Here is a 23,321-nt window from a genome sequence, read left to right as displayed (position 1 = left end):
CCGGCGTCAGACATGTTCGAACACGGTGCGGCCGCCGACGATCGTGCGGACCACGCGACCGGTGAAGCGGGCTTCATCGAACGGCGTGTTCTTGCACAGCGATTTGAGGTCGGCCGGATCGAGGATCCAGGGCACGTCCGGATCGATGACGATGATGTCGGCCGGCGCCCCGGCGCGCAAGGTGCCGCCGGGCAGGCCGAGCAGTTCCGCAGGCCGCGTGGACATCGCGCGGATCAGCGTGGTCCAGCTCAGCTCGCCGCTGTGCACCAGCCGCAGCGAGGCCGCGAGCATCGTCTCCAACCCCACCGCGCCGCTGGCGGCTTCCGCGAACGGCAGCCGCTTCACCTCGACGTCCTGCGGATTGTGGTCGGACATGATGACGTCGATCAGCCCTGAGGCCAGCGCCTCGACCAGCGCGCGGCGGTCGACCTCGGTGCGCAGCGGCGGCGTCAGCTTGAGGAAGGTGCGGTAGGGACCGATGTCGTTTTCGTTCAGCGTGACGTGGTTGATCGACACCGAGGCGCTGACCGCGAGGCCCGCGTCGCGCGCGCGCTTGAGCACATCGAGCGAGTCGACCGAACTCAGCGCTGCGGCGTGGTAGCGGCCCTTGGTGAGCGCCACGAGGCGCATGTCGCGTTCGAGCACCACGGCTTCCGCCGCGGCGGGAATGCCGGACAGGCCGAGGCGCGAGGCAAACTCGCCCTCGTTCATGACGCCTTCGCCGACGAGGTGGGGGTCCTCGGTGTGATGCACGATCAGCGCGTCGAAGTCGCGCGCATAGGTCAGCGCCCGGCGCATCACCTGGGCGTTCATGACGCTGCTATGGCCGTTGGAGAAGGCCACCGCGCCGGCGGCGCGCAAGAGACCGATCTCGGTCATCTCCTCGCCGCGCAGCCCCTTGGTCAGCGCCGCCATCGGCTGGATGTTGACGATCGCGGTGTCGCGGGCGCGGCGCAAAACGAAGTCGACGGTCGCGGAGTTGTCGATGACCGGCTCGGTGCCGGGCTGGCAGATGATGGTGGTGATGCCGCCGGTCGCCGCGGCCTGGCTGGCGCTCGCGAAGGTCTCGCGGTGGCCGAGGCCGGGCTCGCCGACGAAGGCGCACATGTCGACCAGGCCGGGCGCGACGATCTTGCCGGCGCAGTTGACGACGTCGGTTCCCTCGGGCACGCCGGCCGCGCCGATGCCGCGCTTGAGGTCGCGGATGACGCCGTCGGCGATCAGCACGTCACCGGGACCGTCGATGTCGCGGGAGGGATCGATGACGCGCGCATTGGCGAGCAGGATCGGGCGGCGATCGGTCAGCATGTCGTTTCGTCCCGACTTTGATCTCAAGCGTTGGGCAGGTTGCGGGCCAGCGCCTCGAGCACGGCCATGCGCACGGCGACGCCCATTTCGACCTGTTCCCGGATCAGCGACTGCGCGCCGTCGGCGACGATGGAGTCGATCTCGACGCCGCGGTTCATCGGTCCCGGATGCATGACGAGCGCGTCCGGCTTGGCGTAAGCGAGCTTCTTCTGGTCGAGGCCGAAATACTGGAAATATTCCGACGACGACGGCACGAAGGAGCCGTTCATGCGCTCGCGCTGCAGGCGGAGCATCATGACGATGTCGGCGCCGTTCAAGCCTTCGCGCATGTCGCGCGCGACCTCGACGCCCATCCGCTCGATGCCCGGCGGCAGCAAAGTGGAGGGCGCGACGACGCGGACGCGGGCGCCCATTGTGTTCAGCAGGAGGATGTTGGAGCGCGCGACGCGCGAATGCAGCACGTCGCCGCAGATCGCGATGACCAGGCCCTCGATGCGGCCCTTGTTGCGGCGGATGGTGAGCGCATCCAGCAGCGCCTGCGTCGGATGCTCATGCGCGCCGTCGCCGGCATTGATCACGGAGCCGTCGACCTTGCGGGCCAAGAGCTCGACCGCGCCGGAGGCGTGGTGACGGACCACCAGGATGTCCGGATGCATGGCGTTGAGCGTGACCGCGGTGTCGATCAGGGTCTCGCCCTTCTTGATCGACGAGGACGACACCGACATGTTCATGACGTCGGCGCCAAGCCGCTTGCCGGCCAGCTCGAACGAGGATTGCGTCCGCGTCGAGGCCTCGAAGAACAGGTTGACCTGGGTCCGGCCGCGCAGCACGGTACGCTTCTTGTCGACCTGACGGTTCAGTTCGACATACTCCTCGGACAGATCGAGGAGACCGGTGATGTCGGCGGTGGAAAGGCCCTCGATTCCCAGCAAATGCCGGTGCCCGAGGACAAACGTCGATTTCGGAGAGGTTGCCATTAAAGCCAGAGCTATAGGCGCGGTTTCCATGGCGGGCAAGGCCGAAAGCCGGGGTTCCGAGTTATCCCCCGTTCCGTCTGTCCAGGCGTGGGCACGGCCCGATCCAGGCTCGTTGGCCGCCGCCGGGGCGCGGCAAGGGTTTGTGAACTATGCGACGGAGCGGAGGCATTTTTCGCTGCCGGGCGCGGCCGCGACCCCCTATGATTTTTCAATTCGGCCGCGCCGATGATCTGTTTGCAAAGGCCACGGCCATGACCCAGCCATCGCTCGAGACCCACGAGGTCTTCAACCAGTCGCCGCCCTTCGCGGACGTGAACCTCTTCACGGCCGACCGGCCGCTGATGGACGCGGTCGCGGCGAACGGCGGGAGCGGCGCCGAGCAGGAGCTGATTGCGTTCGGCAAGCTGTGGGGCTCGGCCGAGATGGCCGAGCAGGGCCGGCTGGCCAACGAGAACACGCCGAAGCTGCGCAGCTTCGACGCCAAGGGTTTTCGCCGCGACGCCGTCGAGTTTCATCCGGCCTATCATCACATGATGGCGCAGGCCGTCGCGGCCGGGCTGCACAATTCGACCTGGACGGCGCAGGGCAAGCCCGTCGGCGGCAGCGCCGAAGTCGTGCGCGCGGCAAAGTTCTACGTCGCCTCGCAGGTCGAGAGCGGACACCTCTGTCCGATCACGATGACGCGTGCCTCGGTCGCCGCGCTCGCACCGCAGCCGGATCTGCTGGCGCAAACGATGCGTGTCATCGCGACACGCGACTACGATCCGGCGTTTGCGCCGTGGTGGCAGAAGCGCGGCATGACGCTGGGCATGGGCATGACCGAGAAGCAGGGCGGCACCGACGTGCGCGCCAACATGACGTCGGCCACGCGCTCCACGGACGGTTACCGCATCACCGGGCACAAATGGTTCATGTCGGCGCCGATGTGCGACGCGTTCCTGGTGCTGGCGCAGGCCGAGGGCGGGCTGACCTGCTTCTTCATGCCGCGCTTCACGCCCGATGGCGCCGTCAATGCGCTGCGCTTCCAGCGGCTGAAGGACAAGCTCGGCAATCGCTCCAACGCCTCCTCGGAGGTCGAGTTCGCGGGCGCCTATGCCGAGCGGGTCGGCGAGGAGGGCCGGGGCATCAGCACCATCATCCAGATGGTGCAGCTGACGCGGCAGGATTGCGCGATCTCGTCCGCCGGCCTGATGCGCTCGGGGCTGGCCCACGCGCTCCACCACGCCCGCCATCGCAGCGTGTTCCAGAAGCATCTCGCCGATCAGCCCTTGATGCAGGCGGTGCTGGCCGACATGGCGCTGCATGTCGAGGCGACGGTTGCGCTGGTGATGCGGCTGTGCCGCGCTTTCGATCGCATGACGGATGATGCGGACGAAGCCGCCTACATGCGGCTGCTGACACCCGCGATCAAGTACTGGGTCTGCAAGAGCGCGCCGCCGTTCCTGTACGAGGCGATGGAGTGCCTCGGCGGCAATGGCTATGTCGAGGACGGCATCCTCGCGCGCCACTATCGCGAGTCGCCGGTCAATGCGATCTGGGAGGGCTCGGGCAACGTGATGTGCCTCGACGTGCTGCGCGCGCTGTCGCGCGAGCCGGAGGCGGCGGCTGCCGTCCTGAACACCTTGTCGGACGCGACGCGTGGCCTGCCTGGCGCAGCGGACGCGGTCGCCATGATCGGCCAGGCCTTCCGGCGTGGCGACAGCGAGCGTGTTGCACGGCTCGCCGTGGAGAAATTGGCGCTGCTGTCGGCCGCGGCCGCGCTCAACGCGGTGACGCCCGCCCATGCCGAGCTGTTCGCCGCCACGCGGCTCGCCACCGTTCATCCGAGCATGTATGGCGCGGTCGATCTCGCTCCCGCCGCCAGCCGTGCCTTGCTGGAGCGCACCCTGCCTTGACCGACACGCCCGACGCCGCCGTCATCGATTCCCTCGATCCCGCTCATCCGCCGCAGCGGATCGCGCCCGCGCCGCATCAGCCGCGCACGCTCGGCTTCTGGCGCACCTTGCTGTGGGGCGTCCTCATCATCGTGGTGTTCTTCATCGGTCAGCTGACGCCGATCGGCTACTTCCTGCTGCGCCATGACGGTGCGATCGACAGCCTGCCTCAATTCGAGCTGGCCATGATCCAGATCGCGAGCCGCTCTCTCACGGTCTCGCTGTCGGCGATCATGGGCGTGCCGGCGATCCTGATCCCGATCTATTTTGCCATCCGCCACACCCGCATGTCCTTCGCCGACTATCTCGGCCTGCGCTGGACCGGCTGGAAGAATTTTGCGCTCGGCGTCATCGGAATGGTCGTGATCCTGGGCTGCTGGGAGCTGGCGGCGCAATTGACGGGGCACGACGAGAAGTCCGCGAGCTTCATGGTGGACCTGCTGAAGACCGCCCGAGGCGACGGCACGGTCTGGCTGATGGTTATCGCCTTCTGCGTCGCTGCGCCGGTCTCGGAAGAGCTGATGGCGCGCGGCTTCCTCTATCGCGGCTGGTCGGACTCCTTCCTGCGCGTGCCCGGCGCCATCGTGCTGTCGTCATTGCTGTGGACCGTGCTGCATCTGCAGTACGACTGGTTCGCTCTGCTGAACGTATTTTCGCTCGGTGTCTGGTTTGGCTATCTGCGCTACCGGACGCACTCGCTGTACCTGACCATGGTGCTGCACGGCCTCAACAACCTCGCCGCCACGATCCAGACGATGTGGCTGGCGAGCGGCAATGGCTGAACAGAGGCGGCGCGTCCAATCGTTGTTTGCGCCTGTTTTTAGCGCGATCATGATCCACAACAAGCGGGGACGATGATGACCGATGCCGTTCGCGTGATCAAGGCGCCACGCACCTGGTACTTCTTCGGAACGCTAGGCTTCACGCTGCTCGCGGCACTCGTCTCCATGCTCGGAGGGGCTGTGACGCTGATCGCGTTGATGATCATTTTTCACGTTCCGTTTGAGGCGGTCTCTGAGCAGATCATCACTCATGCGTACTGGAAGATGGCTGTGGCGATTGGCAGCATTCCCGGCGAGCTTGTCGTCATCTGGCTCGCGGTGCGATGGGCCCGTCGCAGTTTCTCCGAGTATCTGGCGTTACGCTGGCCAACGCCACAAGAGCTCGTCCTTGCACTGCTCGTCATGTTTGCCGCCATCAACACTGTCGGCTTCATCGGACAGTGGATCGGGCAGACGCTGGATGCCGGCGTTGTCGCCGAACTCGGCCGTGCGCGCCGCGATGGTCCGCTGGCCTTTTTCCTGTTCCTGGTCATCGGATGTATCGGCGCGCCTCTCATTGAGGAGTTCGCGGTCCGCGGCTTCATGCTGCGCGGCTGGTCTGAGTCCTTTCTGCAGCCTGCCGGGGCCATCGTGCTCACTTCGGCCTTCTGGGCCATTTGCCATTACCAATACAATTGGTTCGGCATCTTGGAGATCTTCATCCTGGGGCTCGTGCTCGGCTATTACCGCTTGCGCAGCGGCTCAACCTGGCTCACCGTGGTCGCGCACTCCGCCAACAACGTCTATTCCTATTTCGTGATCGGCCTGCTCACCTAGCCGCCGCCCACCAGAGCGATGAAGACCGGCATCGTCAGTGCGGCCAGCACCGTCTGCAGCGAGATGATCTGGGCCAGCAGCGGCGCGTCGCCGCCCATCTGTTTGGCAAGGACGTAGGCGCTGGGCGAGGTCGGCACCGCCGCGCAGATCGCGACCACGGCGAGGCTCGGGCCGGTGACGCCGAACCAAGCGGCCAATCCGAGGGCGAGGATCGGCATCAGCACCAGCTTGAGCACGACGCCGAGCGCGGCCGCGAAACCGGCCTGTCGCAAGCCTTCGAAATGCAGGCCTGCGCCGGTCACCAACAGGCCGATCGGCAGCGACGCCTGGCCGAGCGCGTCAGCGACGTCGTGCCAGAGCTTGGGCAGCGGCACATGCGTCACGTTGAGCGCGAGCCCGACGACGCAGGCCCAGATCAGCGGGTTGCGGATGATCGTGGCGACGATCTCTGCCGCCGAGCGCCGAGTCGGCGAGGCGTAATGGGCGAGCACGGCCACGCTCAAGACGTTGACCATCGGGATGATCGCGATCATCCCGACCGAGGCCACCGCAAGCCCGGTCGGTCCGTAGAGGCTGCGCGACACGCCGAGCGCGACGTAGGTCTGCCACCGCGTCGCGCCCTGGAAAATCGAGGTGAAGGCCGGGCCGTCGACACCGTCACGCGCGAGCAGGGGGCGCAGCGCAAGGCAGAGCGCCGACATCGCCAGCATCGCCAGGAACAGCGCGCCGCCGATCCCGGCGACTGGTACCGCGCTCAGATCCGCCTTGACCAGGCTCTGCAGCAGCAGCGCGGGGAACAGCACGTAGTAGGTCAGCCGCTCGAGCCCATGCCATTGCGCCTCAAGCCGGATCAGGCTGCGGCGCAGGCCGAAGCCGAGGACGATCAGCAGGAACACCGGCGCCAGTGCGGCGACGACTGCGCTCATCGCCTTACTGGCCGGAGCGGCGCAAGGTCGTCAGCCGGTCGAGCGCGCCCTGCAGGATGAAGATCGCCGCATGCGTGTCGATCACCTCGGCGCGCTTGGCGCGGCTGACATCCATGCCGATCAGTTCGCGCTCGACCGCCGCGGTCGACAGCCGCTCGTCCCACAGTCCGATCGGCAGGTCGGTGAGGCCGGCGAGGTTGCGCGCGAACGCCCGGGTCGATTGCGCCCGCGGCCCCTCGCTGCCATCCATGTTGATCGGCAGGCCGAGCACGAAGCCCACGACCTTGCGCTCTGCGCAGATGGCGAGCAGTCGCGCGGCATCGGCCTTGAAGGCCTTGCGCTGGATCGTCTCGACGCCGGTGGCGAGGCGTCGGTCAGGATCGGACACCGCGACGCCGATGGTCTTGGTGCCGAGATCGAGGCCGACCAGTGCGCCGCGCTCGGGCCAGCGGCCGGCGGCTTCGATGAGTGGCAGGATAGGAGCGGGCATGGCGGGCCGCTTAGCACGCGCTGGTGTGACGGACCAGCGGGCCGGGAGTACGGATTGCCGCTGCGCCGCAATCGTTCTATAAGCATCATCACACCGTGAACAGGAGTGGTGCCGTGGATCGCAGGACCAACATTGCCCGCCGCTTTGTGTCCTCTGCCGTCACGGTCATCCATGCCCTCCTTTCTGACGCTCGACGCGGTCGCCGCCGCGACACCTGATCATCGTCGCCTGTTCGACAATCTCTCGCTCTCTCTCGGTGCCGAACGCGTCGGCCTGGTCGGGCGCAACGGCTCCGGCAAATCGACCTTGCTGCGGATCGTTGCTGGTTTGTCCGAGCCGGCCGCGGGAACGGTTACGCGAGCCGGCAGGCTCGGCACGCTCGCGCAGCACTGGGACCCCACGCTGCGTGTCGATGAGGCGCTCGGCGTCTCCGGCGCGCTGGCGAAACTCGACCGGATCGTTGCCGGGAATGGCGATGACGAGGATCTCGGCAGCGCGGATTGGATCCTCTCCGCCAGGATTGACGAGGCGCTGATCGAGGCAGGTCTCCCGGGCGTGACGCTGGATCGCGCGATCGATTCGCTCAGCGGCGGCGAGCAGACGCGCATCGGCATCGCGCGGCTGCTGATCGAGGCGCCCGACCTGCTGCTGCTCGACGAGCCCACCAACAATCTCGACGCTGACGGCCGCGCCGCCATCGGCCGACTGGTGCAGACCTGGCGCGGCGGGGTGCTCGTCGCCAGCCATGACCGCGCGCTGCTGGAGCTGATGGACCGGATCGTCGAGCTGACGCCGGTCGGTGTGCGGATCGTCGGAGGCGGCTGGTCGATGTTCGTGACGGCGCGCGACGAGGCGCGGGCACGCGCGACGGCCGCGCTGGAGCGGGCGGATGCGCGCCTGCGCGATGTGGGGCATGCCCTGCAGCGCCAGCGCGAGGCCAAGGCGCGCAAGGACCGGGCAGGGCGTGCAGCGGCGGCGCGCGGCTCGGCGCCCAGAATCATGCTCGGTGCGCGCGCCGAGCGAGCGGAGAACACCGGCGGCCGCTCGCAGCGGCTCGCCGAGCGCATGATCAGCGAGGCGGCCGAGCAACTTGATCAGGCGCGGCAGCAGGTCGAGGTGCTGACCCCGCTGTCCATGATGCTGCCGCCGACCGGGCTCGGCGCCGGAACGGAATTGCTCGCGCTGGACGATGCAATTGTGATGGCGGGAAACCGGACCTTCGGTCCCTGGACGCTTCACATCAAAGGCCGTCAGCGGATCGCGATCACCGGGCGCAATGGCGCAGGCAAGACCACGCTGCTGCGGGCCGTGATGGGCGCCATCCCGTTGTCGAGCGGAAGGCTACGGCGCGCCGAGGGGCGTGTCGCCATGCTGGATCAGCACGTCGCGCTACTCGACGGAAAGGAGAGCGTCGTCGGCAATCTCCGCCGCTTGCATCCGGCACTCAGCCGCGAGGCGGCGCATGCGGCCTGTGCGCGCTTCGCCTTCCGCAACCGGGATGCCGAGCAGAGCGTGGAGACGCTGTCCGGCGGCGAGCGCCTGCGCGCTGGATTGGTCTGCACGTTCGGCGGCCAGCAGCCGCCATCATTGTTGCTGCTCGACGAGCCGACCAATCATCTCGACATCGCTTCGATCGAGATGCTGGAGCAGGCGCTCCGCGATTTCGACGGCGCGCTTCTCGTCGTCAGCCACGATCCGTCGTTCCTGGCGGCGATCGGCATCGCCGCGGAGTTTGAAGTGGCGAGCTGAGCGCTTCGTGAACAGAACGGAAGCCGGGATGAGCGGAAGCCTGCGCCCGGAGGGCGGAGGCGGACGCGACATCCGGGTTCTCACCAGTTGGCGCGGTGAACCCGGATGTCGCTATCGCCGACGCCGAAGAGGCGTCGGCTGGCGCTCATCCGGGCTCCACGTCAATTGGCGTCGCGACTTGCTAGCGGATCGCGATCGGGTTGATGTTGCCCTGCACGCCGCCGCGCCAGCGCGGCTGGCCGAGGACGAACAGGAATTCGTAGCCCTTGTCCTTGGCGAGCGCCGCGGTGTCCATGTTCTCGAGGATGTAGGTGCCGTTCATGGCGAGCAGGATCTGGTGGACCTCGAACAGGTTCTTCGACTCGAACGGGATCGCTTCCAGCGCCCAGGTGTCGGCGCCGATCGCGACCACGCCCTTCGAGGTCAGGTACTTCGCGCCCTCGACGCCGAGACCCGGCTCGCCGGCGCTGTAGCGCTTGTCGTCCTTGCCGACGAGGCCGAGCCAGCCGGTGTGGAAGATGACGATGTCGCCCTGGCGGATCTCGACGCCCTGTTTCTTGGCGGCCTCCTCGATCTCCTTGACGTTGAAGGCGGTGCCTTCCTTGACGATATCGGTGCCGTAATAGGCGGCCATGTCGAGCAGTACGCCACGCCCGACCAGCGGCGGCACCTTCTCGATGCCCAGCTTCTTCAGGCCGGTCGGGTCGGCGAAGTCGAGCAGCTTGTTGCCGTTGTAGTAGACGTGCTCGATGCCGAGGTGGCCAAGGCCGTCGATCTGGCTGCCGACGCCGACCCACCCCTCGACGATGTCGTCATTGTAGGTCGCCTTGTTCGGGCCCAATCCGGGGATGCCGGCTTGACCCGGCTGCACGACGGTGACCTTGAACGAGCGCGGCGGGTAGGCCGGGGTCTTCGAATCCACGATCATGCCGAGCGGGTAGGTCTTGCCGGTCTTTACCAGCGAGGCCGCCTTGACCACCAGGTCGGGCGTCATGTAGTTGGCGGCGCCGATCTCGTCGTCGGGCCCCCATTTCGACTTCGTCCAGTCCTGAGCATTCGCCGTCCCGACCGCAGCCATCATGGCGATCGAGCAGCACAACACGAACGCGTTGCGCATCGCATTTCCTCCGACATGTTGATGTTTGTTGTTGTCGCGCTGGCCAGCGCTGCATCCTAACGTAGTGGATGACAGCCGCACAAAATCTTTCTCGGTGCGTGCAGAGCACTGCGCCCGAAAGTCGCATCGGTCAAAATAGCCGCGATTTGCAGAGCCGTCGCATCATTTCGCGCGATGGAATGAATCGCTCGCGCGTCGTGCTGCCGACAATCTCTGGATGAAGGCCCTCAGGCGGCGATGTCGCGATCTCGGCGGCTCAGGCCCGCTATGAACGCGGACAATGCGCTGCTGCGGCGCGCGGCGCGGCGGTGGATGAAGAGCGTCTTGACCTGCGCATGGGTCGGATCGAGCGCATGCAGGCCGATGCTGCCGCTCATCTCGTGCCGCGTCGCGACCGCGCGCGGCAGCAGCGCGACGCCCATGCCGGCGGCGACGCAGCCGATCATGCCGTCAAGCGTGCCGAGCTCGATGCGCGAAGCGGCAGGCCAGCCGAAATCGTTGAACACCTGCTCCAGACGCTGCCGATAGGTGCAGCCGGTCCTGAACACCAGCGCGGTCGGGCCCGACGCGGCGGTGGCCGCGCGCAAAGAGGAGAGGCTCTCGAACCGCCGGGCCGTCACCAGGACGAGTTCTTCCTCGAAGGCAACGATGCCGCTGAGTTCGGGATGGTCGATCGGACCTGCGACGAAGGCGCCATCCAGCGTGCCGTCGAGCACGCCGGCCACGAGATCCGAGGTCGGCGCGGTCCGCAGGCTCAACGCCACCGCGGGAAAGCGCCGGTGGAAGTCGGCGAGCCGCATCGGCAGACGCACCGCGGCGGTCGTCTCCATCGAGCCGATCATCAGCGGCCCCCGCGGCTCGCCGTCGTCGCGCGCGGCGAGCACGGCTTCGCGCGACAGCGCCGCCATACGATCGGCGTAAGGCAACAGCCGCTGGCCGGCGCCGGTCAGGGTCATGCCGCGGCTATGGCGGTCGAACAGTGGAGTGCCGATCTCGGCTTCCAGTGCCTTGATCCGCTGCGTGACGTTGGACTGAACCGTGTTGAGGACCTCCGCGGCCCGCGTGATGCCGCCGGTACGGGCCACCGCAGCGAAGGTCTGCAGGTCGCTCAGTTCCATAACCCGCTCTCCGTTTTGATTCTGCGATGGCAGAGTTCTCAATTATTCATTTTCAGAGAATGTTACCGGCGCCTAGTCTCAGCGTCCAGAGGCGAGGAGAGTAGCCATGCCGCTGAGAACGCAGCTGACCGAGAGGCTTGGCATTCATCATCCGATCCTGCTGGCGCCGATGGACCTGATCGCCGATGCGATGCTGGTGCGTGCAGTCAGCGAAGCCGGCGGCTTCGGGATTCTCGGCGGCGGCTACGGCAACGGCGCGTGGCTTTCGCAAGAAACAGCGAAGCTCGCCGACCTTCGCAAACCGTTCGGCATCGGCTTCATCACATGGTCGCTGGCGAAGCAGCCCGAATTGCTCGACATCGCGCTCGGAGCGAAGCCAACGGCGGTCATGCTGTCGTTCGGTGATCCCCGGCGCTTCGCGCCGCTGATCAAGCAAGCGGGCGCGCTGCTGATCTGCCAGGTGCAGGACGAGGCCATGGCGGAGCAGGCGCTCGCGGCCGGCGCCGACGTGCTGATCGCGCAAGGAACCGAAGCGGGTGGTCATGGCGCCGCGCGGACGACGCTCGATATCGTGCCGGCCATCGTCGATCTCGCGGCGGGGCGCGTGCCGGTGGCCGCGGCCGGAGGATTGGCTGATGGTCGCGGCCTCGCCGCCATGTTCGCGCTCGGCGCCGATGGCGTGCTGCTCGGCACGCGCTTCTACGCCAGCCGGGAATCAGCGGGCGCCGATGAAGCCAAGCGGCGCATCTGCGCGGCGAAGTCTGGTGGAACGGTTCGCGGCATCATCTTTGATCTGTCGCGCAACAACGTCTGGCCGGCTCCGTTCACCGGGCGTTGCCTGATCAACGATCACGCGCGGCGCTGGATGGGCCGCGAGGTCGAAATGCTGCAGCAGGTCGAAAGCGTGTCGGCCGGCTACGCTCAGGCGCGAGCCGAGGGCAACTTCGATGTGGCTGCCGTGATCGCGGGCGAGGCGGTCGGGCTGATCCATGATATCCCGCCGGCCGGCGAGATCGTCGCGCGGATCGTCTCAGAGGCCGAGCAGATCCTGCAAGGCCGGCGAAACTCATCCGTGCCGCTCCGGAACTGAAAGAGAATGAGGTGAACCATGTGGCCCGACCGCCGCTTCCTTGATCTCGTTAACACCGAGCACCCGATCGTGCTCGCGCCAATGGCCGGCGTGATGGATGCCGATCTCGTCATCGCGGTCGCCCAAGCCGGCGGCCTCGGCTCGCTGCCCTGTGCGATGCTGTCCGCCGACAAGGTGCGCGAGCAAGTCAGGATCATCCGCCAGCGCGTGTCGGCGCCGGTCAACACGAATTTCTTCTGCCACACGCCCGTGGAGGCCGACGCGGCTCGTGAGGCCGGGTGGAAGAGGCGGCTCGGCGCCTATTATGAAGAGTATGGCGTCGATCCCGAGGTGCCGGTCACCGCGGCCAACCGCGCGCCGTTCGATGCGGCGATGTGCGCCATCGTCGAGGAGCTGAAGCCGGAGATCGTCAGCTTCCATTTCGGCCTGCCGGAGCAAGGTCTGCTGGCACGTGTGAAGGCGACCGGTGCGGTGATCATGGCCTCTGCAACGGTCGTGCGCGAGGCGGTCTGGCTGGAGCGGAACGGTGCCGATGTCATCATCGCGCAAGGCGCCGAGGCCGGCGGTCATCGCGGCATGTTCCTCACCGACAAGCTCGCCGAGCAGGTCGGGACGTTGGCGCTGGTGCCGCAGATCGTCGATGCGGTGAAGCTGCCGGTGATCGCGGCCGGCGGGATCGCCGATGCCCGCGGCATCGCGGCGGCATTCGCGCTCGGCGCCTCCGGCGTGCAGATCGGCAGCGCGTTTCTGCGCTGCCCCGAGTCCAAGGTTAGCGTCCCGGCGCGCGCCGCGCTCGCGGCAGCCAGCGACGAATCGACGGTCATCACCAACGTCATGACCGGCCGGCTGGCCCGCGGCGTCGCCAACCGGGTGATGCGCGAGGTCGGGCCGGTCTCGCCGGACGCGCCGGCGTTTCCGCATGCGGCAACCGCGCTCGGTCCGCTCAAGGCGGCCGCGGAGAAGCAGGGCAAGGTCGATTTCACCAACCTTTGGGCCGGGCAGGCGTTGCCGCTCGGGCGCGAGATACCGGCAACCGAGCTCACGCGGACATTGGCCGAACAGGCACTGGCGCGCCTCGGCAAGCTGGCGGGCTGACGTCAGGGAGACGTCGAGGGCAGGGGAGCTGCCCAGGGAAAGCCTGGGGCTGCCGGTTGCGGCGCGAAAGCGGGCTCTGCTATAGGGCGGGTACACTGTGTCCCGAGAGGCCCTATATAATGTCGGTCGATGCCGCCACCGTCCGCAAGATCGCGCAATTGGCGCGGATCGCTGTCACTGACGCCGAGGTCCCGCATCTGCAGGGCGAGCTCAACGCGATGCTGGCCTTCGTCGAGCAGCTCTCGGAGGTCAATGTCGAGGGCGTCGAGCCGATGACCTCGGTGACGCCGATGGCGATGAAGAAGCGCCAGGACGTCGTCACCGAGGGCGACATTGCCGACGACATCGTCAAGAACGCGCCGATGACCGAGAACAACTTCTTTCTCGTGCCGAAGGTCGTGGAATAGCCAGGGCAGGTCGGCGCGCTCCTCGCGCGCCATCTGTTCCTCCAACCGACAAGCGAGCCACCGCCATGTGCCTGCTCTGCGACGATGAAGCGGCCTACAAGGCCTATATGGACTATCTCGACGCGATGGAGCGGCAGGGCAAAGCCGCCGATCCCGACAAGGCCGTCAACGAGGTGCTGGATCAACTCGAGGCGGCCAACGCCAACAAGGCAACCTCGAAGAAGAACAAGTTCTTCGCCGACGACGCCGACGCCGACAAGACGCTCTCCCCGTTCTTCTGCAGCCCGATCAACAAATGACCGATTTGACTTCGCTGACGCTCGCCGAGGCCCGCAAGGGCCTCGCGGACAAGACCTTCACGTCGCTCGAGTTGACCGACGCCCATCTCAAGGCGATCGAGGCGGCGCGGGCGCTCAATGCCTTCGTGATGGAGACGCCGGATCAGGCGCGCGCGATGGCGCGCGACGCCGATGCCAGGATCGGCAAGGGCGAGGGCGGGCCGCTGGCCGGCATTCCGCTGGGGATCAAGGACCTGTTCGCGACCAAGGACGTCCGCACCACGGCGTGTTCGAAGATCCTGGGTAATTTCGTGCCGACCTACGAGTCGACCGTAACCGCGCAGCTGTGGCGCGACGGCGCGGTCATGCTCGGCAAGCTCAACAATGACGAGTTCGCGATGGGCTCGTCCAACGAGACCTCGTGCTTCGGCCCGGTCGGCAACCCCTGGCGCCGCGAGGGCTCCAACACCACGCTGGTGCCGGGCGGCTCGTCCGGTGGCTCGGCGTCCGCGGTGGCGGCGCTGCTTTGCATGGGCGCGACCGCGACCGATACCGGCGGCTCGATCCGCCAGCCGGCGGCGTTCACCGCGACCGTCGGCATCAAGCCGACCTATGGCCGCTGCTCACGCTGGGGCATCGTCGCCTTCGCCTCGTCGCTCGACCAGGCCGGTCCAATCGCGCGCACGACGCGCGATGCCGCGATCCTGCTGCGCTCGATGGCCGGCCACGATCCGAAGGACACGACCTCGGTCGACATTCCCGTGCCGGACTACGAGGCCGCGATCGGAAAGTCCGTGAAGGGCATGAAGATCGGCATCCCCAAGGAGTATCGTCTCGACGGCATGCCGGCCGAGATCGAGAAGCTGTGGAGCGAGGGCGCGGCCTGGTTGAAGGCCGCCGGCGCCGAACTGGTCGAGGTGTCGCTGCCGCACACGAAGTATGCCCTGCCGGCCTATTACATCGTGGCTCCGGCGGAGGCGTCGTCGAACCTCGCCCGCTACGACGGCGTCCGCTATGGCCTGCGCGTGCCCGGCAAGTCGATCGGCGAGCTGTACGAGAACACCCGCGCCGAAGGTTTCGGCGCCGAAGTCCGCCGCCGCGTGATGATCGGCACCTATGTGCTGTCGGCCGGCTATTACGACGCCTATTACATCCGGGCGCAGAAGGTCCGCACCCTCATCAAGAGGGACTTCGAGGACTGCTTCGCCAAGGGCGTCAGCGCGATCCTGACGCCGGCGACGCCGTCGGCCGCGTTCGGCGTCGGCGAGAAGGGCGGCGCCGATCCGGTCGAGATGTATCTCAACGACATCTTCACGGTGACCGTGAACATGGCGGGCCTGCCGGGCATCGCGGTGCCCGCCGGCAAGGACAGTCAGGGTCTGCCGCTCGGACTGCAGCTGATCGGCCGTCCGTTCGACGAGGAGACGCTGTTCTCGCTCGGCGAGGTCATCGAGCAGGCGGCGGGACGCTTCACGCCGGTCCGGTGGTGGTGAGCATCGACGATTTCAAGACGAGCCTCGCGGGCGATGCGCCCGCGGCGGGGCTCACGCCCGTGTTGACCGGCCTGTGGTGGCTGGCGAAGGGCGATTGGGACAGGGCGCACAGGATCATCCAGGACGAGACCGGCCGCGACGCAGCCTGGGCGCATGCGCATCTGCATCGCGTCGAGGGCGATCTCGGGAACGCCGGCTATTGGTATCGCCAGGCCGGGCAGCCGGTCGCCACCGATGCCCTCCCCACCGAGTGGGAGCGCATCGTCGGCGCGCTGTTGACGACCTAGCGGTTAGCGCAGCTTGCCTTTCGGCAGGAGATATTCGTGCACATGCGGGCAGATGTTGCCGGCGCATTTCTCCCCCTTGATGAGGGGCTCGAGCTGCGCGATCAGGTCCTTGGCGTTGAACACTTTCGGCGGCGCCGACGCCACCGGCGCGGGCAGGAAATGAATGTCGCCTTCGATCGCGGGCTTCGGTGGGCCGCCGCCGGTATTCATGGGGATGAAGATGACGCCCGCCAGCTTCACTGGCGAGGCCGGCAGGCCAGCCGTATCCCGCTGGTCTCGCCAGGCCGCGACGTCGCTGGCCTCGTTGGCCGAGACGGGGATGTGAACGCGCAGCGACGGGATCGCGCTTGCCAGCCTGGTCCTGGTGTCCTCCTCGGTCGGTCGGCGCATCACGAACTGCATGTCGGACAGGATCTCGAAGCCGGCATAGCCCTTGGCAACCGCAAGCTCGGCGCAGCGATTGAGCCAATAGACCTGCACGCTCTCCTTGGTCGTGAAGCCGTTGCCGCGGAAGCTGACACGGGCCACGTCGGGCCTGAGCTCCGTGACATCTGCGCCGCCGAAAATGTTGTTGTCCTGGTAGGGTGTCGCGCACGACACCAGGGTGAGGGCCACAGCCGTCACCGCCAAATTCATCAATCGTCGTCGCATGCCCCGTATCTCCCCAGCGATTTGTAGGCCGGGTTCCGCGCGAGGGTCTACCTACGGCCGGTTGCGCAGCGGCTGCGGCAAACGCGGCCGCGAGCCGGAGCGGTACGGGCGGGGCGCACTCGGATTGTCTCGCATTCACAGGCGGAAGGCGCCGCTTGCGGGCCGCAGCGGAGGCTCGTCCGGCTTGACTGCCGGGTGACGTTGCGCGAAGCCGGATGCAACCGACACTTTGCCTGGACACCACTGCCATGAACGCACCCGCCACACCGCACAAGCTGATCAAGGGCGCCACCGGCGACTGGGAGACCGTGATCGGCATGGAGATCCATGCCCAGGTCACCTCGAAGTCGAAACTGTTCTCGGGCGCCTCGACGGCCTTCGGCGGCGATCCCAATACCCACGTCTCGCTGGTCGACGCCGCGATGCCGGGCATGCTGCCGGTCATCAACGAGGAGTGCGTGCGCCAGGCCGTGCGGACCGGGCTCGGGCTGAACGCCAAGATCAACCTGCGCTCGGTGTTCGACCGCAAGAACTATTTCTACCCCGACCTGCCGCAAGGCTACCAGATCAGCCAGTACAAGGACCCGATCGTGGGCGAGGGCGAGGTCACGGTCGAGCTCGACGGCGGCAAGACCGCGACCATCGGCATCGAGCGTCTGCACCTCGAGCAGGATCCGGGCAAGATGCTGCACGACCAGTCGCCGTCGCTGTCCTATATCGACTTCAACCGCTGCGGCGTGGCGCTGATGGAGATCGTCTCCAAGCCAGACATCCGCGACGCCGAGCAGGCCAAGGCCTACGTGACCAAGCTGCGCTCGATCATGCGCTATCTCGGCACCTGCGACGGCGACATGGAGAAGGGCTCACTGCGCGCCGACGTCAACGTCTCCGTCCGCAAGCCGGGCGGGCCGCTCGGCACCCGCTGCGAGATCAAGAACATCAACTCCATCAGCTTCATCGGCCAGGCGGTGGAGGCCGAGGCGCGGCGCCAGATCGAGATTCTCGAGGACGGCGGCGTCATCGAGCAGGAGACCCGGCGGTTCGATCCCGACAAGGGCGAGACGCGCTCGATGCGCTCCAAGGAGGAGGCGCATGACTACCGTTACTTCCCGGACCCGGACCTGTTGCCGCTGGAGTTCGACCAGGCTTTCGTCGACGAGCTGAAGGCGGCGCTGCCGGAGCTGCCGGACCAGAAGAAGGCGCGCTTCATCGCCGATTTCGGTCTCTCGCCGTACGACGCCTCGGTACTGGTCGCCGAACGCGAGAGCGCGGCGTTCTACGAAGCCGTGCTGGACGCGCTGTCCGAGCGGGTGCGCGACGGCAAGCTCGCCGCCAACTGGGTGATCAACGAGCTGTTCGGGCGGCTCAACAAAGAGGGCCGCGACATCGCATTCTCGCCGGTGTCGGCCGCGCAGCTCGCGTCCATCGTCGCGCTGATCGGCGAGGGCATCATCTCCGGCAAGATCGCCAAGGATCTGTTCGAGATCGTCTGGAGCGAGGGCGGCGATCCGCGCGAGCTGGTCGAGAGCCGCGGCATGAAGCAGGTCACCGACCTCGGCGCGATCGAGAAGGTGGTCGACGAGATCATCGCCGCCAATCCGGACAAGGTCGCGCAGGCCAAGGCGAAGCCGCAGCTCGCCGGCTGGTTCGTCGGTCAGGTGATGAAGTCGTCGGGCGGCAAGGCCAACCCGCAGGCGGTCAACGATCTCCTGAAGAGCAAGCTCGGCATCTGAAACGACGCTCGCGGATCTTCGTTCCGACGGCGCGCACGAAGGTGCGCGCCGTTTTGCTTGGCGCTCGCGTTCGGCGAATCGCCGCGCGCGATTCGCAAAAAAGCCACCGTTGACGCGCGTCCGAACGCGCACGAGGGCGTGTGCGATGAAAATTTTTTCGTTGCCAAAATTTACGACTCAGAGTCCGCGAACGACGCCTCTCGCGTGAGTCTGCCCGCCGCTCGGCGCACGCCGCCATTTTCGTCGCGATCTGCGTGCTTGCAGGAAATGCTTGCAGCGCAGGCTTTTCTTGCGATGTCTATTAGTAGCGGGCGCGACGGCGGCGAGATCGGCGCTTTCGATTTTGTTGTCGCGCGACGCGCTGCTTCGCGCGTTGCGTCAGCCGCACGCGCGCGCGCGTGTCAACACTTCCTTAAGCCGGAAGCTGTTTTTTTTCACTCGTTGGTGTATCGATGAGGAGTGCAGCTCGATTCCCGAGTGCACGCATCGACTAAGCCATCTCACATCGGAGGGCAACATGGCCAAGAAAGCGAAGAAGGCGAAGAAGGCAGTGAAGAAGGTCGCGAAGACCGCGGCGAAGAAGACTGCCAAGAAGACCAAGAAGGTCGCCAAGAAGAAGTAACTCTCGCAGTCCCTGCGAGATGAGTCCGGCAGCTGATGCCGGCACGTCGTTGGAACGAAGGTTCGCTCGAGGCCCAGAGGGCCGACAGATCGCCCGAAGCTCCAACCGACGATAGAGGGTGTCGGCGAGACATCAGGTCAACGGTCGGATCGAACTCAAGGCAGCGTCGCTGCCGCGGAACGGTCCGGCAGAAGAAACAGGATTTCTTCGTTCGGTGCAGATCGCGTTTTCGGTCTGCAATCTCGCCAGGCTCACAGCCAGAGCGAGATCTGGTCCTGACGTGTTCGCCGACGCCCTCGATCCCCCGACGATCGCTTCCCGGTCGTTCCTCGTTTCCTGCGCCGCGCCTGATCGCCGCCGGCACGAGACCCTCCCGCTCTCACATCGCCTGTCGCTGCCGCGTGTCGGACGCTTGCTGCCGATGTCCGCATCCGCGCATGCATGCCCGCTGTCGATCGTGCCCCCTCGCACCCATGGTTCGTCGATCGCATGCGCCGTCGCGCCATTGCCGGGCGTTGCAGGGACGGCGGCATGGCGCCGTTTTGGCGATGGTTACAGGTTTGCCAAACAGAACGGTAAACCGCTCTTTGCGGCTTTCAAAAATCTCTTCTGATTCAAGCGTTTGCGTCGTGGCCCGACGCATCGGCCGGCTTTTGTTCAGGCTTCCTTCAGCACGATGCTTAAACTGCCTTTCAAACTTGATCCGCATCTTTCGCGCATAAGCCGTCAAACGGCATGGGGACTAACCAGGCGTTGAACAGTTGGACGGGGGCTGCGCTCCAGGGGAGCCGCCTCCTTGCGAGAAGGAGAGCGACGATGTTTCAGGGACAACTCAATCTGGACGGTGCGATCGAAGTCGCGGCGGGAGCGGTCGGCGACGTGCTGTTCGAGCTCGGCATGCGGCATGCGAGCGGCCGCGAAGGCGCGGTCGATCTGATCGCCGCCCACAAATGGTTCAATCTCGCTGCCCTCAAGGGCCGCACCGATGCGGCTGCGATGCGCCGCGAGGTGGCCGAGCAGATGTCTGATGCCGAGATCGCAGCGGCGCAGCGCGAGGCCCGCGCGTGGATGAGCGCGCACTGACCGTGGTGCGCCGGAGCGCTCCGGCCTCGCGCCTCGTCGAGAGGTGGACGGCGAGGCCGGAAGCCGGGCTGTCGCGCCGGCCGATATCTGGCTTCGGCGCATGACGACCTCGCAGACTTGCTGCGTTGCCCGACGCAAGTCTCGTCGGACGTCCCTGGATCTCCTATCTGTCGTCCAACGGGACGATCGAAGTGGGACGACGGGATGGCGCAGGCGCACCAGCGACGAGCGACGCGGCGGGAGCTGATCGACTGCCATGACTGCGGGGGCGGGGTCTCCTTCAGCGCGGCAGCCTGTCCGCATTGCGGGTCGACCGAGCCGGCGGGGCCCGTGGTGCAGAGCAGGCGCGAGTTGCGGCGGTTGCGGATCGAAGCCGCCAACGATCGGCGGCTCGTCGTGGTGACGGCACTTTGCGCGGCAGGGGGGACACTCTATGGCGCGATCATGGGGGCAGGGGGCGCAGCGTCGCTGTGGGCGGCGCTCGGTTATGGCTTCGTGGGTGCCGTCATCGGCGTGCCGGCGGCCTTCGTGATCAACATCAGCAGGAGCCTGTTCGACTGAAGGCGTGCCCACCGGGATCGGCGGGCAGGAGAAGGCGAGTCGAGACACGATGGAGGCGTGACCCCGTGCCGGTGGCGCATCTGCCGCTTGCGATGCGCCGCCGAGTGGGGCATACGGAGCGTCGCTGGAGACGTGGCCGAGTGGCTGAAGGCGGCGGTTTGCTAAACCGTTATAGGGTTGTAAAGCCCTATCGAGGGTTCGAATCCCTCCGTCTCCGCCAGTCGAGTCTCCGCTACCCGACAAACCGATCGGCTCCGACTCGCTCGGCGTGACCGGTCCGTCTCCTCCGCGCTGATCCCGGCGTTCAAATCTTCCCCGCTTACTCCCGCGCATCAAGTCTCGTCGGTCGAGTCGGACCTGCTGAATCTGCGGTTGGCGGCGGGGCGCCTGCTTGACCAGCCGTCGGCGGGGCGCCTTGGGACGTCGTTCCCAGCGCCGCGGACCAACCCGTGAACGCCGCCCTTTATATTCCTATTCGTGTGACGCCCGCGGGGGGGGGCGACTCGGCTCGGCCGCGATGCGGCCGGCCAGGTCGATCGCTCGCAAATGCAGGTGAAAATAGCGGGCTTTCAGACTGCTCGTAAATCGAGCACGAGGCTTGCCGTGATTCTACGAAGGCTGCGCGATTCCGACCCAGGTCGTGCCGCGGTTGGGCAATTCTGCAGCCGGTAGATGGTTCTGGGTGCCGACGTGCATACCATCATCCCCTAGAATTGTTCGGTTTCCGCCAAACCGGAAACCTACCGAAATAGTTCGATAAACCAACATCTTGCCGAAGGTTTTGAAGGCTTTCCGGCATTGCCGCATCGCCACATTCGGTGTTGCCGACAGGCCACATCGTGTGTCCATTCAGTGGCACCCGTGCACAAACCGTTTTGCTTACCCGACGAGCGCAGGCATAGTTCCTCGCGACGGTGGGGGGTTACTCGATCGTCCCGTGACAGAGGTTTCGCTGAAGTCCCTCGCGTGATGCGGGTGTGTCCGATGGCGCGAAGCGGCTGAAGCGGTTTTTCGGGATGGGAATGACGGGATCGTCCTGGGGGATTTAGGTCCGGTCGTCTCAGAAGAGCAACTTGGAGGTTTAACATGAAGACGGTTAAGAGCCTTATCCTTGGCTCGGCGGCGGCCCTGCTCGCCGTGGGCGCAGCCCAGGCGGCAGACCTTCCGATCAAGGCCAAGGCTGTCGAGTATGTGAAGGTCTGCTCCCTCTACGGCGCAGGCTTCTACTATATCCCCGGCACCGACACCTGCATCAAGCTCGGCGGCTATCTGCGCGCTGACGTGATCCTCGGTGGCGCGAACGACTACGGCTTCAACAACAGCCAGGCGACTGCGAACGGTGGTTCGAACAATCGTCTGACCAACTACTACTACAGCCGCGCTCGTACGGTCCTCAACATCGACACCCGCACGGCGACCGAATACGGCGTCGTCCGCACCTACGCTGATATGATCTTCAGCTACGACACGGGCAACATCACCAACACCAGCACTGGCTCGGCCTTCGCTGCTGGCGGCACGACGCTCGGCGTCTACAACGCGTTCATCCAGTTCGCTGGCTTCACCCTCGGTCGCTCGGTCTCGATCTTCGACACGCCGTGGCAGAGCTATCCGGCTGGTGGTCCCGATACCATTCCCGGCGGTTCCAACCACGTGACCGGTATCAACCAGATCGCCTACACCGCCGACTTCGGTCAGGGCATCACCGGCTCGCTGGCCTTGGAGAACCCGGACTCGCAGTCCAACGGCAACGGCAACCTGTGGAACGTGAACGGCTTCGCGGGAACCGGCTCGGTTAACGCCGCGGGCGTGATCACCACCACTCCGGCTGCCACCGTCGCCGGCAACGCCCTCATCAACGGTCAGTACGGCACGAACGCTCTGGGCGGCACGCGCTCGCCGGACATCGTCGGTGCCCTCCGCGTCGATCAGGCCTGGGGTCTGTTCCAGCTGTCGGCTGCTGCGCATGACATTCATCCCGCCTACTACGGCGGATCGGAAGTCACCGGTCATCCGTCGGACAAGTGGGGTTGGGCTGTGCAGGCCGCTCTGTCGATCAAGAACATCCCGACCGGTCCGGGTGACTCGATCAACTTGCAGGCTGTCTACACCGATGGCATGACCCGCGAGAACTTCCAGGTTCTGTTCCCGCAGCAGTTCGTCATGTTCAGCGGTACCGGCGTCGCCGGAGCCTATCAGAGCGTCGGTTTCGCCGGCATTTCTGACGGTGTCTTCGGAGCTGGCGGCAGCATCGAAACCACCAAGTCCTGGGGCTTCCGTGGCGGTTACACCCACAACTGGAACCCGAACTGGGCGACCGCGATCTACGGCGGCTATGCTGGCCTGAGCTACACCAGCAACGCGAAGGCGCTGATCTGCGCGAACTTCGTCGCCGCCTACGGCGCCGCCACGGCGACCTGCAACCCCGACTTCAACTTCGGCGTTGTCGGTATCAACACGGTCTGGACCCCGGTCAAGAACCTGGCCTTCACGGCTGACCTGAGCTGGTCGCGTCTGGATCAGAAGTACACTGGCACGATCGCCGTCCCCGCTTCGTCCTACTCGACGTTTGCGAAGCCGGCTGCGACGTACGAGCTTAAGGATCAGAACTCCCTGACCCTGATGCTCCGCGCCCAGCGCACCTTCTAATACCGTCTACGCAATCAACTTCGAGCCCCCGGCAGGTCACTGCCGGGGGCTTTTATTTTTGTCGATTTCATCCAGGAGCAGTCCTGCCTTCTTCTGGACGAGCGTGTCGACCCGTGCGCTGGCGCGGCATGGCGGTAGCTCATCGGCTGACGGAT

The 23,321-nt window shown here is 66.2% G+C and carries 23 protein-coding genes and 1 tRNA gene; 17 read left to right on the top strand and 7 right to left on the bottom strand.

The window, feature by feature from the left end:
- Positions 1-6: 6 nt before the first annotated feature.
- The gene (locus BRADO_RS20975) at positions 7-1,308 is read right to left on the bottom strand and encodes a dihydroorotase (RefSeq protein WP_011927351.1); all 1,302 of its coding nucleotides are present in this window, start codon (positions 1,306-1,308) and stop codon (positions 7-9) included.
- A gap of 23 nt (positions 1,309-1,331) precedes the next feature.
- Entirely contained in the window at positions 1,332-2,285 is a 954-nt protein-coding gene (locus tag BRADO_RS20970) for an aspartate carbamoyltransferase catalytic subunit (protein WP_011927350.1), read from the bottom strand.
- 251 nt (positions 2,286-2,536) lie between these two features.
- On the opposite strand from BRADO_RS20970, the gene BRADO_RS20965 reads away from it, so the two are divergent.
- From BRADO_RS20965 to BRADO_RS20955, 3 genes are all read left to right on the top strand, one after another.
- The gene (locus tag BRADO_RS20965) at positions 2,537-4,180 is read left to right on the top strand and encodes an acyl-CoA dehydrogenase family protein (RefSeq protein WP_011927349.1); all 1,644 of its coding nucleotides are present in this window, start codon (positions 2,537-2,539) and stop codon (positions 4,178-4,180) included.
- On the top strand, positions 4,177-5,001 hold the full coding sequence (locus tag BRADO_RS20960; protein ID WP_011927348.1) for a CPBP family intramembrane glutamic endopeptidase: 825 nt from the start codon (positions 4,177-4,179) through the stop codon (positions 4,999-5,001). Before BRADO_RS20965 ends, BRADO_RS20960 begins: the two co-directional genes overlap by 4 nt.
- Positions 5,002-5,073: 72 nt before the next feature.
- Positions 5,074-5,817, top strand: a complete 744-nt coding sequence (locus tag BRADO_RS20955; RefSeq protein WP_244422858.1) for a CPBP family intramembrane glutamic endopeptidase — start codon at positions 5,074-5,076, stop codon at positions 5,815-5,817.
- On the opposite strand, the gene BRADO_RS20950 is transcribed toward BRADO_RS20955, so the two are convergent.
- Positions 5,814-6,743, bottom strand: a complete 930-nt coding sequence (locus BRADO_RS20950; RefSeq protein ID WP_011927346.1) for an AEC family transporter — start codon at positions 6,741-6,743, stop codon at positions 5,814-5,816. The genes BRADO_RS20955 and BRADO_RS20950 overlap by 4 nt on opposite strands.
- A 4-nt stretch (positions 6,744-6,747) precedes the next feature.
- A complete protein-coding gene (gene ruvX, locus BRADO_RS20945; protein WP_011927345.1) occupies positions 6,748-7,233 on the bottom strand; it encodes a Holliday junction resolvase RuvX in 486 nt (161 codons plus the stop codon).
- A gap of 171 nt (positions 7,234-7,404) precedes the next feature.
- Here ruvX and BRADO_RS20940 point away from each other — a divergent pair, with 171 nt between their 5' ends.
- Positions 7,405-8,982 carry an ABC-F family ATP-binding cassette domain-containing protein gene (locus tag BRADO_RS20940; RefSeq protein ID WP_011927344.1) on the top strand — a complete coding sequence of 526 codons (1,578 nt, stop codon included), beginning with the start codon at positions 7,405-7,407 and terminating at the stop codon, positions 8,980-8,982.
- A gap of 181 nt (positions 8,983-9,163) precedes the next feature.
- On the opposite strand, the gene BRADO_RS20935 is transcribed toward BRADO_RS20940, so the two are convergent.
- Together BRADO_RS20935 and BRADO_RS20930 are read right to left on the bottom strand one after the other, a co-directional pair.
- The gene (locus BRADO_RS20935; RefSeq protein WP_011927343.1) at positions 9,164-10,099 is read right to left on the bottom strand and encodes a cyclase family protein; all 936 of its coding nucleotides are present in this window, start codon (positions 10,097-10,099) and stop codon (positions 9,164-9,166) included.
- A 227-nt stretch (positions 10,100-10,326) separates the two neighbouring features.
- Positions 10,327-11,217, bottom strand: coding sequence for a LysR family transcriptional regulator (locus BRADO_RS20930; protein WP_011927342.1), 891 nt, complete (start codon positions 11,215-11,217; stop codon positions 10,327-10,329).
- Positions 11,218-11,323: 106 nt separating this feature from the next.
- On the opposite strand from BRADO_RS20930, the gene BRADO_RS20925 reads away from it, so the two are divergent.
- From BRADO_RS20925 to BRADO_RS20900, 6 genes are all read left to right on the top strand, one after another.
- Complete coding sequence (locus tag BRADO_RS20925) at positions 11,324-12,307, top strand: nitronate monooxygenase family protein (RefSeq protein ID WP_011927341.1); 984 nt, start codon at positions 11,324-11,326, stop codon at positions 12,305-12,307.
- Positions 12,308-12,325: 18 nt separating this feature from the next.
- Entirely contained in the window at positions 12,326-13,402 is a 1,077-nt protein-coding gene (locus tag BRADO_RS20920) for a nitronate monooxygenase family protein (RefSeq protein ID WP_011927340.1), read from the top strand.
- Between the two features lie 119 nt (positions 13,403-13,521).
- Positions 13,522-13,809: an Asp-tRNA(Asn)/Glu-tRNA(Gln) amidotransferase subunit GatC gene (gene gatC / locus BRADO_RS20915; RefSeq protein WP_011927339.1), complete on the top strand. Its 288-nt coding sequence runs from the start codon at positions 13,522-13,524 to the stop codon at positions 13,807-13,809.
- 65 nt (positions 13,810-13,874) lie between these two features.
- Positions 13,875-14,108, top strand: coding sequence for a hypothetical protein (locus tag BRADO_RS20910; RefSeq protein ID WP_011927338.1), 234 nt, complete (start codon positions 13,875-13,877; stop codon positions 14,106-14,108).
- Positions 14,105-15,580 carry an Asp-tRNA(Asn)/Glu-tRNA(Gln) amidotransferase subunit GatA gene (gene gatA / locus BRADO_RS20905; protein WP_011927337.1) on the top strand — a complete coding sequence of 492 codons (1,476 nt, stop codon included), beginning with the start codon at positions 14,105-14,107 and terminating at the stop codon, positions 15,578-15,580. The genes BRADO_RS20910 and gatA overlap by 4 nt, the downstream gene beginning before the upstream one ends.
- Positions 15,577-15,867 carry a hypothetical protein gene (locus BRADO_RS20900; protein ID WP_011927336.1) on the top strand — a complete coding sequence of 97 codons (291 nt, stop codon included), beginning with the start codon at positions 15,577-15,579 and terminating at the stop codon, positions 15,865-15,867. The genes gatA and BRADO_RS20900 overlap by 4 nt, the downstream gene beginning before the upstream one ends.
- Before the next feature lie 3 nt (positions 15,868-15,870).
- Here BRADO_RS20900 and BRADO_RS20895 read toward each other — a convergent pair whose 3' ends face one another.
- Entirely contained in the window at positions 15,871-16,518 is a 648-nt protein-coding gene (locus tag BRADO_RS20895) for a hypothetical protein (protein WP_011927335.1), read from the bottom strand.
- Positions 16,519-16,766: 248 nt separating this feature from the next.
- Here BRADO_RS20895 and gatB point away from each other — a divergent pair, with 248 nt between their 5' ends.
- The 7 genes from gatB (at position 16,767) to BRADO_RS20870 (ending at position 23,166) form a co-directional block, all read left to right on the top strand.
- Positions 16,767-18,251, top strand: coding sequence for an Asp-tRNA(Asn)/Glu-tRNA(Gln) amidotransferase subunit GatB (gene gatB, locus BRADO_RS20890; RefSeq protein ID WP_041756774.1), 1,485 nt, complete (start codon positions 16,767-16,769; stop codon positions 18,249-18,251).
- A 57-nt stretch (positions 18,252-18,308) separates the two neighbouring features.
- A complete protein-coding gene (locus BRADO_RS35120; RefSeq protein ID WP_157872597.1) occupies positions 18,309-18,707 on the top strand; it encodes a hypothetical protein in 399 nt (132 codons plus the stop codon).
- Positions 18,708-18,991: 284 nt separating this feature from the next.
- On the top strand, positions 18,992-19,486 hold the full coding sequence (locus BRADO_RS35115; RefSeq protein ID WP_011927333.1) for a hypothetical protein: 495 nt from the start codon (positions 18,992-18,994) through the stop codon (positions 19,484-19,486).
- A 203-nt stretch (positions 19,487-19,689) separates the two neighbouring features.
- Positions 19,690-19,956 carry a hypothetical protein gene (locus tag BRADO_RS20885; RefSeq protein WP_011927332.1) on the top strand — a complete coding sequence of 89 codons (267 nt, stop codon included), beginning with the start codon at positions 19,690-19,692 and terminating at the stop codon, positions 19,954-19,956.
- Positions 19,957-20,160: 204 nt separating this feature from the next.
- Positions 20,161-20,517 (top strand): hypothetical protein, encoded by a 357-nt coding sequence (locus tag BRADO_RS35810; protein WP_244422857.1) that lies wholly within the window; start codon positions 20,161-20,163, stop codon positions 20,515-20,517.
- A gap of 126 nt (positions 20,518-20,643) precedes the next feature.
- Positions 20,644-20,737: transfer RNA gene (locus BRADO_RS20875), tRNA-Ser, on the top strand.
- Between the two features lie 866 nt (positions 20,738-21,603).
- Positions 21,604-23,166 carry a porin gene (locus tag BRADO_RS20870; RefSeq protein ID WP_011927330.1) on the top strand — a complete coding sequence of 521 codons (1,563 nt, stop codon included), beginning with the start codon at positions 21,604-21,606 and terminating at the stop codon, positions 23,164-23,166.
- The last annotated feature ends 155 nt before the right edge of the window (positions 23,167-23,321 follow it).

Source organism: Bradyrhizobium sp. ORS 278 (assembly GCF_000026145.1).
Taxonomy (GTDB): Bacteria; Pseudomonadota; Alphaproteobacteria; order Rhizobiales; family Xanthobacteraceae; genus Bradyrhizobium.
Note: the sequence above shows the minus strand (reverse complement) of the source record. Positions and strands in the feature narration are given on the sequence as shown.

Excerpts from the sequence above, each read along its gene's own strand:
- BRADO_RS20955 (WP_244422858.1), top strand. The coding sequence starts at position 5,074 with ATGATGACCGATGCCGTTCGCGTGATCAAGGCGCCACGCACCTGGTAC.
- BRADO_RS20920 (WP_011927340.1), top strand. The coding sequence starts at position 12,326 with ATGTGGCCCGACCGCCGCTTCCTTGATCTCGTTAACACCGAGCACCCG.
- BRADO_RS20975 (WP_011927351.1), bottom strand. The coding sequence starts at position 1,308 with ATGCTGACCGATCGCCGCCCGATCCTGCTCGCCAATGCGCGCGTCATC.
- gatB (WP_041756774.1), top strand. The coding sequence starts at position 16,767 with ATGAACGCACCCGCCACACCGCACAAGCTGATCAAGGGCGCCACCGGC.
- BRADO_RS20885 (WP_011927332.1), top strand. The coding sequence starts at position 19,690 with ATGTTTCAGGGACAACTCAATCTGGACGGTGCGATCGAAGTCGCGGCG.
- BRADO_RS35810 (WP_244422857.1), top strand. The coding sequence starts at position 20,161 with ATGGCGCAGGCGCACCAGCGACGAGCGACGCGGCGGGAGCTGATCGAC.
- BRADO_RS20965 (WP_011927349.1), top strand. The coding sequence starts at position 2,537 with ATGACCCAGCCATCGCTCGAGACCCACGAGGTCTTCAACCAGTCGCCG.
- gatA (WP_011927337.1), top strand. The coding sequence starts at position 14,105 with ATGACCGATTTGACTTCGCTGACGCTCGCCGAGGCCCGCAAGGGCCTC.
- gatC (WP_011927339.1), top strand. The coding sequence starts at position 13,522 with ATGTCGGTCGATGCCGCCACCGTCCGCAAGATCGCGCAATTGGCGCGG.
- BRADO_RS20910 (WP_011927338.1), top strand. The coding sequence starts at position 13,875 with ATGTGCCTGCTCTGCGACGATGAAGCGGCCTACAAGGCCTATATGGAC.
- ruvX (WP_011927345.1), bottom strand. The coding sequence starts at position 7,233 with ATGCCCGCTCCTATCCTGCCACTCATCGAAGCCGCCGGCCGCTGGCCC.
- BRADO_RS20925 (WP_011927341.1), top strand. The coding sequence starts at position 11,324 with ATGCCGCTGAGAACGCAGCTGACCGAGAGGCTTGGCATTCATCATCCG.
- BRADO_RS20930 (WP_011927342.1), bottom strand. The coding sequence starts at position 11,217 with ATGGAACTGAGCGACCTGCAGACCTTCGCTGCGGTGGCCCGTACCGGC.
- BRADO_RS20970 (WP_011927350.1), bottom strand. The coding sequence starts at position 2,285 with ATGGCAACCTCTCCGAAATCGACGTTTGTCCTCGGGCACCGGCATTTG.
- BRADO_RS20940 (WP_011927344.1), top strand. The coding sequence starts at position 7,405 with ATGCCCTCCTTTCTGACGCTCGACGCGGTCGCCGCCGCGACACCTGAT.
- BRADO_RS20950 (WP_011927346.1), bottom strand. The coding sequence starts at position 6,743 with ATGAGCGCAGTCGTCGCCGCACTGGCGCCGGTGTTCCTGCTGATCGTC.
- BRADO_RS20870 (WP_011927330.1), top strand. The coding sequence starts at position 21,604 with ATGAAGACGGTTAAGAGCCTTATCCTTGGCTCGGCGGCGGCCCTGCTC.
- BRADO_RS20895 (WP_011927335.1), bottom strand. The coding sequence starts at position 16,518 with ATGCGACGACGATTGATGAATTTGGCGGTGACGGCTGTGGCCCTCACC.
- BRADO_RS20935 (WP_011927343.1), bottom strand. The coding sequence starts at position 10,099 with ATGCGCAACGCGTTCGTGTTGTGCTGCTCGATCGCCATGATGGCTGCG.